Here is a 15,898-nt window from a genome sequence, read left to right on the forward strand (position 1 = left end):
TGCTTAAGCCGCTGGACTTATATGCCTCAATCCTAGCTTCCCACTGTTGCTTACGCTCTTTGTGCGTCATAGATAATCCCTCCTCATCATTTCTACGGAGGAATTATCTCACATCTGATTACAAATTTTTAGGTGTGCTCTATTTGACGCTTACAGAAAGATTAAGAAAATTGAGAAAAGAACACAAAATGACCCAAACAGAGTTAGGTGAAAAACTAGGACTTAGCACTTCGGCCATCGGAATGTATGAGCAAGGTAGACGTGACCCAGATTCAATGACTTTAAAAAAGATTGCTGACCTTTTTAACGTAACAGTAGATTATCTATTAGGTCGGTCTGATATTCGCAATCCTTATGTAGAAAACAATAAAAATGGGTGTTGTGTAATAGCTGATGAAAATGAAGTTATATCAGTGAAAGAACTATGTGAATTTATAAACAAAAATAAAAAAAGAAGGTAATTCCAAAGTGTAAAATATATTATTTCTTTGAGGGTTAAAATTATAAGCGAAAAATGCTATTACTTTATGAAAAAAGCCGTCAGTACTCCTGACGGCTTTTTTCATAATTGGCAAACTTGGTGTACTGCCCCAACCACACCAGCTCAACAGTGCCGGTAGGGCCGTTTCGCTGTTTTGCAATTATTATCTCGGCTATATTCTTCTTATCGGTATCGGGGTTGTAATACTCATCCCTGTATATGAATACGACCAGATCAGCATCCTGCTCGATGGCACCCGATTCACGCAGGTCGCTGAGCATCGGCCGGTGCTGGGTCCTGGCTTCTGGAGCGCGGCTGAGCTGCGACAGCGCGATAACGGGAACTTTCAGCTCCCTGGCCAGGGCTTTCAGTGAACGGGAAATTTCCGATATCTCCTGCTGGCGGTTTTCCGCCCTGCCCCTGCCCGACATAAGCTGCAGGTAGTCAATGACCAGTAGCCCTAATCCCTTTTCCATCTTAAGCCTGCGCGCCTTGGATCGTATCTCCATGACCGAAAGCCCACCGGTATCGTCTATGTATATGGGAGCCTGCGACAGCGGTCCAGCAGCCCTCACGAGTTTTAACCAATCCTCTTCGCTTAGATCTCCCGTGCGAATCTTCTGCAGCTCTACATTGGCCTCTGAACTCAGCATGCGCTGCACCAGCTGTTCTTTGGACATCTCCAGGCTGAATATGGCAACCGGCACCTTCTGGCGCAAAGCCACATACTGTGCAATATTGAGCACAAAGCTGGTTTTACCCATGGATGGCCGGGCCGCCACCAGTATCAGGTCTGAAGGATGGAGGCCTGACGTCTTCTGGTCAAATTCGTGGAAACCGGTAGGCAAACCTATTATACCGCCTTTTTTCTTGGACAGCTCTTCAATCTTGGCATAGGTCTCAAGGAGGATATTTTTTATCGGTTCAAAGTAATTGGTGGTCTGTCGCTGAGAGATTTCAAATATCCTCTTTTCGGCTCTATCCAGGATGATGTCCAGCTCTTCCTGTGCCTCGTAGCTGTCCCTTATGATCTCGTTGGATGCCGCAATGAGCTGCCGCAAGATTGATTTTTCTTCTACTATCTGTATGTAATACTTTAAATTAGCTGTGCTAGGGACAGCCACAGACAGGTCAGATATATAAGCCGCTCCACCCACCCCTTCCAGGGTACCCCTCTGTCTCAGCTCTTCCACAACTGTGACCAGGTCCACCGGCTCACCGCGATCATACAGGTTCAGCATGGCCTCAAATATCTCTTTATGGGCTTCGGAATAAAAATCTTCAGCCTTTAAAGACCCGGCCGCCACCGAAACGGCCTCGGCATCGATCAGCATTGAACCCAGGACCGATTGCTCGGCTTCTAAATTGTGAGGGGGTATGCGGTGCAGCAACTCAGCCATAACAACTCCCTTTCTCCATAAATCTATCCATCGCAAAATTCTAAACAGCCATACTCAGCCTATCAGCTTAACAATACACCATTGTTAATTCTAGCACCTTTAAATCATTTTTTGAGTACATACAATTTTGTACCCTTAGCAGGTTACTCCACCTCAACTTTCACGGTCAACGTAGCTGTAACCTCCGGGTATATCTTGACTGTCACCATATAGTTCCCCGTGCTCTTTATCGGTTCGGGTAACACAATTTTCTTCCTGTCAATATCTATGTTGTGTTGTCTTTTGAGCTCCTCGGCAATTTCCTTATTGGTCACCGAACCGAACAGCTTGCCCTCACTGCCGCTGCGGGCTTTTATCACCACCGTCAGTCCCGATAGAGTATTTGCCAGTTTCTGTGCCTCTGCCAGCTCATGCTCTTTACGCCTTGCCTCTGCCTGTTTCTTTTCCTTGAGCGCCTTTAAGTTTTGCTCAGTAGCCTCTATGGCCAACCCCCTGGGGAAAAGGTAATTCCGAGCATATCCATCGCTGACATTTATCACGTCACCCTGTTTCCCCTGTCCTTTTACATCCTGAATCAGAATCACTTTCATTTGTTATTTCCCCTCCTCTAAATAATCTTTTAATGCCTCAATGACCTTTTGACGAGCCTCATCAAGGCTCATGCTGCCAAGCTGCGCCCCTGCAACCGTCAGATGTCCTCCTCCTCCAAGTTTTTCCAGTACCATCTGGACATTTACATCTCCCAGAGACCTTCCGCTTATCATGACGCCGTCGCCACTCGGATACAGGACAAAGGAAGTGTGTATACCCTTTATGGTAAGCAGGCTGTCGGCAGCCTGGGCAGCAATAAGCGAACCGTTTTTGATATTGGGCGGGCAATATGCCAGTGCCACGCCCGGCGCGATTATCTGAGCATTTTTCACCACTTCGGCACGGCTTAGGAAGGTATCAAGGTCATCCTGGAGTAGATGGCGCACCGAAGCGGGATCTGCACCGGCACGCCTGAGATAAGACGCCGCTTCGAACGTGCGCACGCCGGTTTTGAATATAAAATTTTTGGTGTCCACCGTTATTCCTGCCAGCAAAGCATCGGCCTCTACAGGCTTAAGCTCAACCTTTTCATCGAAGTATTGCACTATTTCAGTAACAAGCTCGCTGGTGGAAGAAGCATAGGGTTCCAGATATACCAGCGTGGCATTCTCTACCGCTTCTGCGCTTCTCCTGTGATGGTCTATCACCACCACCTTGTCCACAGCGCCTAAAAGCCGCGGTTCCTCCATAAAGGCCGGACGATGTACATCCACTACCACCAGCACCGCCTGGCGATCCACCTTATGTAGAGCTTCGTCGGTTGTTATAAAAGCGTCCTGGTATTCCTCATTTTCCAGAAGCCTGCTTATCAATGGCCGTATGGAAGTATTGGGACGGCTCATCACTATATAAGCTTGTTTACCAACATGGCGGGCACATCTGTAAATACCTAAAGCGGCCCCCAGGCAATCGAGGTCCGCCGCCTCGTGGCCCATGACGAATACTCCCCACGACTGGGACATCAGCTCCTTGAGGGCATTGGCAATAACCCTGGATTTAACCTTGGTACGCTTCTCAACTTCTTTGCTCTTGCCTCCGTAAAAAAACAGCTTGGTTCCTCGCTTGACTACCGCTTGATCCCCTCCACGTCCCAGAGCCAGATCAAGGGCAGACTGCGCATAGTGGCTGAGCTCCAGAGGGGTTTTGCCGTCTGCCCCTACCCCTATGCTCAAGGTGACAGGAATCCTGTTACCTGCACTGATAGCCCTAACGGCATCGAGTATTTGAAACTTGTTGTCCTCCAGCGCCTTCAATGCTTTGGCTTCGGCAAAGACTACAAATTTATCGCGGTCATATTTCTTCCAGCCTGCATTGAGAGAAATGGCCCACTGGCTCAATGCAGCCTCAATCTCGGCCAGCACCACCGGCCGTTTTGCCTCATCGGTGTTGCTCATCACCTCATCATAATTATCGATCTGCACCAGCATAACTACCAGGCGCTCATCATGGTATTTTGCCTTCAACAAGGCCTCTTCGGTTATGTCTTGCAGATACATGAATATGATTACTCTGCGGCTGTCTTTGTTGCCATCGATGCCTAGGGGCGTATAAAACAGGCGGTATTTCCTGCCGTTTAGCTCTACTTGTTTGCAATCCTCCTCTTTAGCCTTGAGCAGGCCATAGAGGTCCAGATTAGGAATATAGTTCTTTATATTTTTGCCAAACAAGCTTTCCCCTTCAAACAGCTGGCCAAACCGGGAATTGTACCAGTTAATAGTTCCGTCCAGCTCTACCACTACAAAGGGCATGGGCACGCTAAATACCGCGTTTTTTGTAGACCAGTCTATATTTTCAGATAGGTTCTCAAGATAGCGCGTCCATTCAATCCTTCTTATCCGCGTAACCTTCCAGTTATAGTATACCAGATAGACAAACAGCAAAAAGGCCGCAAGGCCGATTGCCCAGTTGAAATACCATACAATCAACGAAAGCACCAATATAACAGCTAAATATATCGGATTTTCGGGAACATTAAGCCCCTTGACTGCGGGCTTTTTCACCAATAATCCACCTCTTTATCTACTACGGATTCATCCGCCGATACACCGATCGCAGCTTGAACACCTGCTCCAAAATTCCCAGGGACATTAGAAGCGTTGGAGCAATCATAAAAAGCACAGCCAATATCACAGCGCGCAAAAAGTTAGGCACCCTGTTCATCTTGAACTTCATGAAAAACGTTGCAACCGCCAAACCCTGAATTGAAAACACAAACGAACACAGCGACAGCACGGTATAAAATACAACCTCAAAATTCTTCAAATCCAGCAAATTGCCCACATAAGCAATAAGCAGCATAGCCATAAAACCCAACCCCGCGCCTCTGGGCAGCATCCAGTCGCTGAATTCGGGCAATCCGTTAAGCACATATCCCAGCTTTTTGAGCGCCATACGCGACACAAGCATGTTTATGGTTCCATATATCAAGGAGAATATGATCAACATCGAAGGAACAAATGGCACAAACTGCTCCAGTTGCCCTATAACCACCTCTGCAAACTCCCCTGGAGATATGGGCTTTTCTATCACCTTAAGTTGAGCGTATAGGTCTATTATGCGGCTAAAATCCACTATGTTGCTGGCAAAAAATTGGCGTATGCTATTGGCTATATATTCAAACGCCGTTTGCCCGGTAAACCAGGAAAACGCTTTTAGAAATACAAGGGCTGAAAGCAGCACAGCCCCTGCCGACATGACGATATATTCAAATAAGTCAAAACGCTTTCTTATGGTCCACGAAAGCACCAGCACCAGTGGGAAATTAAGTATGACCACCGCAAATCCCAGGAACGGATGAAACACCATCCCAAGCAGTAACCCGGCTATTACAAGCCCTAGTATGCCTGCCCAGGGCTCCCTTCTGGCCCCCAGCACAATAAATGGTACCGGCCAGATAAAGATGACGACGTTTAGCACTGGGATGAAAAACAGTATCACCAGCAGCACAGTGCTTATTGTGGCAATCAGGGCGCTTTCTAGCGCAGCCTTCAACTTTAAATTCATACCACACACTCCATATTTATTCTCTGTTGGCCTTCATATGCTGCCTCAGCTCGGACAAATCGCCGTAGTCCTTTTCTATCTCATGTTCCTCCAAAATCCCCAGACGAATCTTGTTTGCAATCTTTTGCTCGATCACGCCAAAGTGAATCCCCAGCCTCTTGCCCAGCAGGTAAGAAGCTACGATTATGCTGGCAAGGCAATCCGCCAAGCTATCCTGTGAAATGCGAGCACTGCTGGCCAGCATGCGAAATAGCTCAGCAATAGAGAGCAATATCTCGCTCTTGAGCCATTCAATAATCTTTACGTTTTTAGCAATGTCAAGCTCCCTCTCGTTATCCATTCGCAAGGCTTTAACCCCTCTCTTACGTAAATCTGGGATATGACCCCAACACAGCAAAATACCTGCTCTGGCCGGCCAGCTCATCCAGCGCATCTTGCACCACAGCATCCTGAACATGCCCTTCAAAATCCACCAAAAACAGATATTCGCCCAGGCTGGTCTTCATGGGCCGCGACTCAATTTTGGTAAGGTTTATGTGCCTCTCGGCAAAGATCCTGAGGGCATGATACAGGCTGCCGGGCTTGTGGTCCACGCTGAATACGATGGAAGTCTTATCACATCCGGTGGGTTTGCTCTGTTGCCTGGACAAGACAACAAACCTGGTACAGTTACCGTTGTGCTCCTCGATGTTTTCTTCAAGGATATCCAGGCCAAACACACGGGCAGCATGTTTGCTCCCTATGGCTCCCCATTCCCGCGGGCCCATCATTACCTCTCTGGCCGCTGCAGCCGTACTAGAAGTGGCCCGCAGTTCCACGCCGTGCAATCTCTCATATAAAAATTTGCGGCACTGTGCCAGGGCCTGGGGATGGGACAATACCACCCACAGTTCATCCAACTGCACCCCTGGCTTTGCGAGCAAACAATGATGTATGGGCAGGACGAGCTCTCCAGTTATATACACGCTCACCTCATGAATTATCATATCAACCGTTACATTTACCGTGCCTTCCATGGAATTCTCCATAGGGACCACCGCATGATCTATTTGGCCCTTGTCTACCCCATATATGAGGTCAGGGATGCTTGGATATTCGACTAAATACACCTGTTTCCCCTTTGCGTACAACAGGGCCGCTTCATGGGTAAAGGTACCTTCGGGTCCCAGATAGCCTACCTTTTCCATATCTTTCCCCTTTTTTAAGATATCGTCAAGTTAAATTGTATACGCCGCATGGCTCTTTGTCAATGTGTGCTGTCCCATCCATGCCTGCATAGTCAGTCAAACAGCTCTGCATGACTTAACCGCTTCAATTAATGCAGCTTATACGGACTCCGTATCAAATACAACATTTACATCAATCGTCTAATTATCCTCTCTATGAGCTCCCAATCAAAACCTCTGCGCGCCAGCGCCTGGGCAGTTTTATACATCCTTTCTCTTTCATCTACTTCCCTATATCTTTCATAATATTTTTGAGCAAGCCTGTTTGCCACAGCCTCTTCTTGCTCCCTAGGCACCAACTCCATCACCTCATCGATTATCTCGGCATCCACCCCTTTTTGCCTCAGCTCCAGTGCCATAGCTGCCCTACTCTTGGGATTGTTTCGCATCCGGCTGTTCACCCAGTTTGACGCAAAATCCTTGTCATCGATAAACCCGTACCCTTTCAGCTTTTCTATGGCCTTTTCAATGGCTTCTGCTTCAAAACCCTTTCGCCTTAAATACTCTTCCACCTCTTTTTGAGTCCTGGAACGAAAGCCTAGATACCTTAGAGCCCTTTGGTAAGCCTCATCTGCTTTCCTCTCTTCATCAGGACAAAATGCGGGCCCCATATAGATTTTCACCCCTTTTTACCGATATAATGCCGTGCGGGTTACTTCAAATCCCTGTCAAATGTCCACATCGGATACATGCTGCCAACCCAGTTCCTGCAAACATCAATTCCTCCATGTTATAAAAAGACGGTGTCTTAAAAACACCGTCCTGTATTACACTAATGCTGTTTTTATGCGCTGGCAAATACCTCTTCAAACTCCTCTACATCCAGCTTTTCCCTTTCAAGCAAAGCCTCAGCCACCTTGTGCAGCTTGTTGATGTTCTCCTTAAGCAGCGTCTCGGCCCGCTCATAAGCCTCCTGCACGATGTTCTTGATCTCCTTGTCTATGAGTGCGGCCACCTTTTCGCTGTAGTTGCGATAGGTGCCCCAGTCCCTCCCCAGGAAGATCTCCTCGTACTTGCCTCCAAAGGTTACTGGCCCCATGTTCTCGCTCATCCCGTATTCAGTTACCATCTTCCTGGCTATCTGAGTGGCTCTCTGTATATCATTGGAAGCACCGGTGCTGATGTCATTGAGCACCAATGCCTCAGCGGCCCGTCCGCCCAGCAACTGGGTAATCTCGTCCATCAGCTCCGATTTTGAAACGAAATACTTATCCTCCTCAGGCAGGGTCAAGGTATAACCCCCTGCCATACCACGTGGAATGATGGATATCTGATGGACAGGATCAGCATGTGGCAGCAGTTTTGCAACCACCGCATGGCCCGCTTCATGGTAAGCCACCAGCCGCTTATCCTTTTCAGTGAGCACCCTGCTCTTCTTCTCCGGCCCTGCAATGACACGGGTAATGGCCTCCTCCAGCTCCGCCATGCCTATCTGCTTTAAGCCCTTTCTGGCTGCCAGTATTGCGGCCTCGTTCATGACGTTCTCAAGATCAGCTCCCGTAAATCCGGCCGTCCTTTTGGCCAGAACCTTTAAATCCACCTCGGGTGCCAACGGCTTACCCCTGGAATGGACTTTCAGTATCTCTTCCCTGCCTTTTATATCGGGTATGCCAACGGTGATGCGCCGATCAAACCTGCCTGGCCGCAACAGCGCCGGATCCAGAATATCAGGGCGGTTGGTAGCTGCAATCACTATAATGCCTTCATTCACCGAAAATCCGTCCATCTCCACCAGTAACTGATTCAACGTTTGTTCGCGCTCGTCATGGCCTCCGCCCAATCCCGCACCGCGATGACGTCCAACCGCATCTATCTCATCTATGAATATAATACAGGGGGAATTCTTCTTGGCCTGTTCAAATAGGTCACGGACCCTAGCCGCGCCTACACCTACGAACATCTCCACAAAATCGGAACCGCTTATGCTGAAGAACGGCACACCGGCCTCTCCTGCCACCGCTTTTGCCAGCAGAGTCTTACCAGTACCAGGAGGCCCCACCAGCAGGATCCCTTTAGGAATGCGTGCCCCCAGCTCCAGGTACTTCTTGGGATTTTTGAGAAAATCCACAATCTCTCTCAGCTCATATTTTTCCTCTTCGGCACCCGCCACATCGCTGAACGTTACCCTGTGCTTGGTATCGGTATGCAGCTTGGCGCGGCTTTTGCCGAAGGACATGACACGGTTTCCGCCACCCTGAGCCTGCTGCATAAAAACAAACCAGAAAGCCACAAACAGCAAAATGAGCACAGCAAAGGGCAATAAATTAAGCCACCACGGCGGCTCTGCCGGCGGCTGTGGATCCCATTCAAAGCCGAAATCCGCTGGTGTTACCTGGTCAGGCGATTTACCCAACCGCCTTGCCTCGGCAGCCTTTACATCCTCAATAAAAGCCTCTTTTGAAGGCAGATATACTTCAAAATCGTATTTGTCAGGAAAAATGTTCTCGTATTTGGAGCCCTTCCTTACACCTATAGCAGCATTTTCCACAGTTCTAAGCTTGGCGATATTGCCCTTTTCAATCTCGCTGATCAGCTCGGGGTACGAAATCTTTTTTGCCCCGGCATTAAGGTCTAGCACTGTTACCAAAAATATTATTGCGATCAACAAAATAAGATAAAAGCCTGGGCCCCTCAGAAATTTTCTCAAACCCAGCCCTCCTTTTCCGTTATTACTGCTTTTTATATAATACACTATTTTATGGCAGTACAAACATCCTTTTTGGCGCTATACCCCCTCCAGCTGCGCTTTTGGTTAAATTTTGGCGTTGCTTGACAAATAGCATTTCTTTCTTTATTGTATCACAGCCACACTGTATAATGCAACGCACGTTTTCCTCAAAAAGTTGGAAAGAAATTCATTCAACCTCATCAGGATCCAGTATGCAGATATACGGAAGGTTACGGTATTTCTCAGCGTAATCCAGCCCATACCCTACCACGAATTCGTCAGGGATGCTAAACCCTACATAGTCCACCTTTACCGGCACCTTGCGCCTGGAAGGCTTATCGAGACAACAGCATATCTTCAAGCTCCTGGGATTTCGGGATAGCAGCAGCTCAGTGAGGTAGTTGAGGGTAAGGCCGGTATCTATTATGTCCTCCACTATGAGCACGTCTTTCCCTTCTATCTCCTCATCTAAGTCTTTCAGTATACGAACCACACCTGACGAGTGGGTGGAACTCCCGTAGCTGGATACCGCCATAAAATCTATAACCAATGGGAGCTTTATGCGCTTGACCAGATCAGCCAAAAATAGGACAGAACCCTTGAGTATCCCCACCAGCACCAAATCTTTCCCCTGATAATCCCTGGTAATCTGCTCACCCATTTCGTCTATACGCCGCATCAAGGTCTGTTCGTCAATGAGAACTCTTCCTATGCCCTTCAACATCTTCCGCCTCCTTTATCAATTTTATATCCTTCGCGCTTCAAGCTTGACAATGTTATGGGTCCTGGGCGTGACCTTGTAATCGTCGTGAATTTGCCAGCCCACCACCCATATGATGTTTTTTTCATCCACCACCAGCGGAATGCCATCTCTCTCATGCCGGGGTACCTTTCTATCAATAAAATATTCTTTTAGCTTTTTTGTCCCCTCCATGCCAAAAGGCTTGAAGCGATCCCCCTGCCTTCTGTTGCGAACCCGCAGTTTTCCATTGATCACATCTCCGTCAATATAAGCGCGCCAAGGAGAAGAGAAAGAAACCTCCTTATGCTGCACTCGCTGGACTATGACTTCAATCCCACACTCTTTTATGATGACACTGCCGGGAACATCCAAAGAGTATTCAAACGGCGGCACTGACGGCCGGAATTCACCACGCCACACCACAAGGTTGTCATAATCCTTCAGCGCCTTTATATCATTGGGCAGCGTCAGCATAGCTCCAGTAGTGGAATTGAGCGCCATGTCAAGTATATCTTCGACGTGATTTGCACCTATCTCATCGAGCGTCCCACCTATGGACTTCAAAGCCATCCTCAGGACCCGACGTCTGACGGCAATGGGTCGTGCCAAAAACTCATCCAAATCGATCCTGAGCTTGTTTTGGCTAAAGGCCCTTACCAGCTTGTCGTATTCTTTCTGACAGTAATCCTGTAAGAACTCCTCCTCATCGCGTATGATGGCCCCCATCCTGACAAGGGCATCCACGATGTTAGGATTGAAGTGCCTCTTGATATATGGTATTAGCTCATGCCGTATTCGATTGCGGGTATAGGCGACATCCTGATTGGTGGCATCTACTCTGAATTCCAAACCGTTTTGATGACAGTACTCCTCTATCTCTGCCCTTGAAACCTCTATAAGGGGCCGTATAAACTTGTTTTGCCGTACCGGCTTTATCCCCTGCAATCCCTGCATACCCGTCCCACGCAATATGTGGTGCAGGATGGTCTCGGCCTGGTCATCGCGATTGTGCCCTAGCGCAACCTTATGCCCCCGTATGTCTTGCAATACCTTATCAAAAAAGCGGTAACGGACGATCCTGCCCGCCTCCTCTAAAGTCAGACCCCATTCATCAGCCAGCCGCGGCACATCAACCCTCTCAACAAATAAAGGGACATTCCACTGCTGACACAGCTGCGCCACAAATTCAGCATCCCGGTCAGCAACAGTCCCCCTAATTCCATGGTGTACATGAGCGGCATAGACTTCAATGCCCATGTCCTTCTCAAGCCGTTTTAAAACGTGCAGTAAAGCCACAGAGTCAGGTCCTCCAGAGATACCAACCAGCACTCGCTCCCCAGGTGACAGCATATTGTACTTGTGAATGGTGTGGAGAACCTTCGCCAGCATCCCATCACCTTTTGTATTAGAATATTAACATTTTAGCCCTTTTGTGAGCATTTTTCAAGGGTAATTTTCACGAAAAATACGGTTTCCATATGCGGCTCACCATCACAGTCATATCATCGCGGGCAATGCCGTCAGCCTGCTTTAATGCCTCATTCATTATATGGTCGGCCAGCTCCTGGGGATTGCAGGTATCCAGCTTTGAAATCACGTCAACCATCCATTCCTCTGGGTTAATCTGCGCATCCACGCTATCCAGAACCCCATCGGTCACCATCACAATCATGTCGCCGTCTTCAAGCGTCTCCTTCACGTTTTCGGCCTGTATCTCCTCTAAGATCCCCATGGGCAAGGCTGGCGCCTTTATCACCTTTACGCCATCCTTTCTCTTGATGAAGGTGGACACCGCCCCGATTTTGATAAAATCAGCGCTTCCCCTCACCAGGTCTATCACGCACAGGTCTGCAGTGGCGAATATCTCATCCCTAGAGCGGAGTATCAACACGGAATTTATGGTCTGTATGGTCATATTGAGGTCAAATCCGGCCTCCAAAAAATTCTCCAGCAACGAAACTACTATGCTGCTCTCAGCCTCAGCCCTGCTGCCAGACCCCATTCCATCGCTTAAAACCAGCAAGTATTTGCCTTCATCGATAGGAATGGATGAATAGTTATCGCCGCATACATCGGCATATTCCCTGGCTTTCCTGGCAATTCCGGTCATCACCTTATACCTTTGAGCCTCAACGAACTTAAGAACACACTCCTGCTTGGAGCAAATTCTGCTTTCATCACTTCTGCATGACATGGGTTTTTTCAATATTTCCCCTATAACCTTTTCGATAACCCGCGTGCACTCCCTTCGTCCACCACACGACTTTTTGGTGATGTTCACTTCTATTCTACCGTCGGCTTTTTCTATCACCATAACATTTTTTACGCGTATACCCATTTTGTCCAGCTCCAGCAGTATGGCCTCTTCTAGATCCTTTTTAAAGCGTATATCTATATCAAGCTCCTGTGCCAGCCGGGTTACTACTTTGGATACCCCTTCAAGCTGCTGTGCCACCAAGCTCCTGCACTCATCTATCTTTTTCTGCCACCTGTAATTAAACTTATAGGCCTCATAAACCTCGTTCATGGCCCTTATAACATCGTCTACTCGAAAACAGGCTTTACAGAAATCTTCAGACAAGTCCTCTTTTCGTATGTTACCCTTGGTTTCGGCTATGCTTATCAGGTCAAACATGTTGTTATATGTGGCATAAAAATTCCGTTGCCAACAGTTTCGATAAAACGCACACCCGGTACACACCTCGCTTGCCACCACATCTAACAGCCTGTTTATGCCTTCCTTTCCCTTTATCACATCAGACTGTGAAATCTGTGAAAACGCCTGCGCCAGATTATGAAACACCTGTGAAAACTCTTGAAGCCTGCTTACGGTAAGCTCCTTCAGCTTGGAGGTATACCTGTTTCCCTCTCTAACACGGCTCATACCAGCATCCCAGATTTGTCGCATGTATTCAATGGCCCTTCGGGAGACGAGAAGCAGCATACAGCTCGATACAGCGATTTCCTTAAAAGGCAGTATGGTCACCGTCGAACGATTGATATAAAAAGTCATAAAGGCGTTGGATAAGATAAACGCCAGGCTGGATCCGGCTCTTCCTAAATCCTTAAAAGCCCCTGCCATCATCCCGCATACGGTAAAAACCCCAATAAGTTCGATATTAGGCTGGGTAGCCATTGAAAGGAACAGCCCAATAAGGCATCCTAGAGCCGCCCCCATTCCCGCACCGCCTATATAGGCAAACAGCAATACCAGCACAATTGCGAATACGTTGCGAAGAGATAGGCCAAAAAGCCTAACCTCCCAAAACCCTATTGTCAACAGTGCCAGAAAAACACCAATGCCAATCGCTTCATGGCTGGCCAGTATGCGGCGAGAACTTATATTAATGAATAAATCCATCACTGGGCTGAATACATAAACCATGACCAACCCAATAATGCTTTCCAACCCAGCAAGAATCAAATCGTAAAACAGCATTCCTTGAAGATATGCATATGTGATGTTTACCAACACAAGTGCAAAACCTACGGCTAAGGCAGTATGCAGGATACTCCATTCCTTCCGCTTAACGATAGGAATCTGGCTGTAAACGAAAAGCAGACAGGCCGTCAAAGCGTATTTCAAGATGAAAGTGTGCACGCCGCGGCTTAAAAGCCCCAATATGACTGCAACCAAATATACAGCCGGATTTTTCTTTCTGGGTATAACGCTGGCGAACAGCGCTACCCCAAATGGAGCCACTTCATCGAAGATGACAGCTCGTCCCATTAAAAAGCACAACATGCAGATTAAAAGCTCATGAATTGCTTGTTTCCAGCGTATTGATGAAACACTTATTCGCCTGATAGCCTGTCCACCAAGTCCCTGGTAAGAGTATGCTTCCCTCTGCATGACCCACCACACCACCTGCTCCACGTTTTTGATGTGCTATCCAGCGAAGCACACTCATTATACCAGAGCATGGACAAATATTTTGTCAATATTAGGAAATGAAATTTGGAAACTTTACGACATAAACCTTAAAAAAAGCAAAAAAGCTGCAGACATCCCAAAATATCTACGGCTTTTTCTAAATAATCCTGCAATGCTGTTTAACTCTGCCTGCCGAAAAAGAAAAAGCGCTATTCGGCCTGCCAATACACCGCCTTGACAGCAACGTCGCCAAAATCCTAACCCAAGACTCCTATCCCACAAGATGTGGTTCCATGGAGTTTTTGAGGTGAATACCAGTGGGATGGCAATAAAAAACCTCCGAGCATTACTCGGAGTGCTCAAACAATGGTGGGCGCAATAGGACTCGAACCTATGACCCCTTGCTTGTAAGGCAAGTGCTCTCCCAGCTGAGCTATGCGCCCATAACAATTAAGTTTTTAGGCCCTTTATAACAATGGTGGCGGCGAACGGATTCGAACCGCTGACCCTTCGGGTATGAACCGAATGCTCTAGCCAACTGAGCTACGCCGCCACACTATCAAACAGACCTTTTTCATCTTTATAAAGATAAAACTGGTTGCGGGGGAGGGATTTGAACCCTCGACCTTCGGGTTATGAGCCCGACGAGCTACCTGACTGCTCCACCCCGCGACGTCCGAGCTTTATTTGATCCTGCCTTCTCTCCAACGGCAAGTTATATTCTATAATAAAACCTTTTTTAAGTCAATACCTTTTTAGATGGAATTTTTTCGTCAAATCCTATCGTCTCCCACGCCAATGCCCCCCACCGCGCTTTGCCTCCCGGTTTCTCTTTATATCCTGCAGCTTTTCCTCGCTCTCTTTCATAAACTTGGCCAGCCGCTCCTCAAACGTCATTTCTTTCTCCCGGGCTCTGCGTATGGAGAGGTTTATCCTGCCCCTCTCATCTATCGACAAAACCTTCACCATTACCCTGTCATCTTGCTTCAGGTATTGATGTATGTCTTTCACATAGGTGTCGGCAATCTCGGAGATGTGCACCATGCCGGTCTGGCCATCTGGCAGCACTATAAACGCTCCAAATTTGGTAATACCCGATACCCTGCCTTCGATAATTTGGCCCACCTCAACAGGCATACAGAAACGTTTTCCTGGTCATCTAAACTGTACAAAACTGCACAAGTTTAGACGGCTGGGGTATTTCTTACCGCCTTTCAAGTTGTCCCACCCCCCAGCTGGCGGTATTTGGGACAACCATAGCCCCTGCCCCAAGAAGCAGGAACTCACGCCCTTATCCGGGTTCCGGGTCTCCCCACTTGCCCTGAGAATAATACCCCCCTCAGGGCAGAGACATCTCTTAATACCTTCTCAGGAGAGAGTGGCGTTACCACCGCTACCTTGAGAACTCGCCAGAGTTTATAGCTATCGCTACAGGCACCAAGACTTGTTCCATACAGAGGTCTTGATTCCTCCCCTGGCTCACTCTCAAGGCTTTGTATCCACTTTTTAACCCTGTCTATTTCTCTCAAACGTTTCTTCCTCAACCGTTTATTCTTAACCGTTTTCTTTACATGCTCTTTCAATCCCTCTAATTCCCCAACATCTAAATGCTCTACAATTGCCATATACCCTTCGGGAATCTGCTCTTTTAGTCCAAGCCCTCTCCTCGCTATCACATACGATGCCGCTACGTCCTTGCTTATCATACACTGCGGCGTATATTTTAAAAGCCCTATCACTGATGTATATGCGGGATTAACCTCTATAACCTGTATACTCATATATCTCAATCCTTGTGTTGAGATTCCCTTTTTTGCTCCTGCCACCAAAAATAACCTTGCTGGGGTTTTCGTCCCTTTCTCTGCAAGACTCTAAAACGCTCTTTGCCTTCATTATCGCATCATCTACATACC

13 protein-coding genes, 3 tRNA genes and 1 pseudogene are annotated in these 15,898 nt (G+C 47.7%); 1 reads left to right on the forward strand and 16 read right to left on the reverse strand.

Annotated elements, in window-relative coordinates; genetic code table 11:
• On the forward strand, positions 1–461 hold a 461-nt coding region (locus tag BM241_RS12835), incomplete at its 5' end, for a helix-turn-helix domain-containing protein (protein ID WP_242948382.1).
• A gap of 79 nt (positions 462–540) precedes the next feature.
• Here BM241_RS12835 and dnaB read toward each other — a convergent pair.
• The 16 genes and pseudogenes from dnaB to BM241_RS12530 form a co-directional block, all read right to left on the reverse strand.
• Entirely contained in the window at positions 541–1,881 is a 1,341-nt protein-coding gene (gene dnaB / locus BM241_RS10615) for a replicative DNA helicase (RefSeq protein ID WP_025748125.1), read from the reverse strand.
• Positions 1,882–2,024: 143 nt separating this feature from the next.
• Positions 2,025–2,471 (reverse strand): 50S ribosomal protein L9, encoded by a 447-nt coding sequence (rplI, locus tag BM241_RS10620; RefSeq protein WP_025748126.1) that lies wholly within the window; start codon positions 2,469–2,471, stop codon positions 2,025–2,027.
• Between the two features lie 3 nt (positions 2,472–2,474).
• Positions 2,475–4,472 (reverse strand): DHH family phosphoesterase, encoded by a 1,998-nt coding sequence (locus tag BM241_RS10625; RefSeq protein WP_092282757.1) that lies wholly within the window; start codon positions 4,470–4,472, stop codon positions 2,475–2,477.
• Between the two features lie 22 nt (positions 4,473–4,494).
• The gene (locus tag BM241_RS10630) at positions 4,495–5,475 is read right to left on the reverse strand and encodes a DUF2232 domain-containing protein (RefSeq protein WP_092282758.1); all 981 of its coding nucleotides are present in this window, start codon (positions 5,473–5,475) and stop codon (positions 4,495–4,497) included.
• Positions 5,476–5,491: 16 nt separating this feature from the next.
• Positions 5,492–5,815, reverse strand: coding sequence for a MazG-like family protein (locus BM241_RS10635; protein WP_025748129.1), 324 nt, complete (start codon positions 5,813–5,815; stop codon positions 5,492–5,494).
• Between the two features lie 22 nt (positions 5,816–5,837).
• On the reverse strand, positions 5,838–6,662 hold the full coding sequence (gene pheA / locus BM241_RS10640) for a prephenate dehydratase (protein WP_092282759.1): 825 nt from the start codon (positions 6,660–6,662) through the stop codon (positions 5,838–5,840).
• Positions 6,663–6,829: 167 nt separating this feature from the next.
• The gene (locus tag BM241_RS10645; protein ID WP_025748131.1) at positions 6,830–7,312 is read right to left on the reverse strand and encodes a regulatory protein RecX; all 483 of its coding nucleotides are present in this window, start codon (positions 7,310–7,312) and stop codon (positions 6,830–6,832) included.
• 173 nt (positions 7,313–7,485) lie between these two features.
• The gene (ftsH, locus tag BM241_RS10650) at positions 7,486–9,348 is read right to left on the reverse strand and encodes an ATP-dependent zinc metalloprotease FtsH (protein WP_092282761.1); all 1,863 of its coding nucleotides are present in this window, start codon (positions 9,346–9,348) and stop codon (positions 7,486–7,488) included.
• Between the two features lie 208 nt (positions 9,349–9,556).
• Positions 9,557–10,093 (reverse strand): hypoxanthine phosphoribosyltransferase, encoded by a 537-nt coding sequence (hpt, locus tag BM241_RS10655; RefSeq protein ID WP_025748133.1) that lies wholly within the window; start codon positions 10,091–10,093, stop codon positions 9,557–9,559.
• A gap of 21 nt (positions 10,094–10,114) precedes the next feature.
• The gene (tilS, locus tag BM241_RS10660) at positions 10,115–11,500 is read right to left on the reverse strand and encodes a tRNA lysidine(34) synthetase TilS (RefSeq protein WP_025748134.1); all 1,386 of its coding nucleotides are present in this window, start codon (positions 11,498–11,500) and stop codon (positions 10,115–10,117) included.
• A gap of 67 nt (positions 11,501–11,567) precedes the next feature.
• Positions 11,568–13,964, reverse strand: a complete 2,397-nt coding sequence (gene spoIIE / locus BM241_RS10665; RefSeq protein WP_092282760.1) for a stage II sporulation protein E — start codon at positions 13,962–13,964, stop codon at positions 11,568–11,570.
• Between the two features lie 388 nt (positions 13,965–14,352).
• Positions 14,353–14,428 (reverse strand) — tRNA-Val (locus tag BM241_RS10670).
• A gap of 33 nt (positions 14,429–14,461) precedes the next feature.
• Positions 14,462–14,538 (reverse strand) — tRNA-Met (locus tag BM241_RS10675).
• A gap of 42 nt (positions 14,539–14,580) precedes the next feature.
• Positions 14,581–14,657, reverse strand: a tRNA-Met gene (locus tag BM241_RS10680).
• 108 nt (positions 14,658–14,765) lie between these two features.
• Positions 14,766–15,122: a S1 RNA-binding domain-containing protein gene (locus BM241_RS10685; protein WP_025748136.1), complete on the reverse strand. Its 357-nt coding sequence runs from the start codon at positions 15,120–15,122 to the stop codon at positions 14,766–14,768.
• Positions 15,123–15,268: 146 nt separating this feature from the next.
• Positions 15,269–15,760: pseudogene (locus BM241_RS12530) on the reverse strand (IS200/IS605 family accessory protein TnpB-related protein); the annotation flags it as partial.
• Positions 15,761–15,898 lie beyond the last annotated feature (138 nt).

The sequence above is a fragment of the Caldicoprobacter faecalis genome, assembly GCF_900115765.1.
Lineage (GTDB): Bacteria > Bacillota > Clostridia > Caldicoprobacterales > Caldicoprobacteraceae > Caldicoprobacter > Caldicoprobacter oshimai.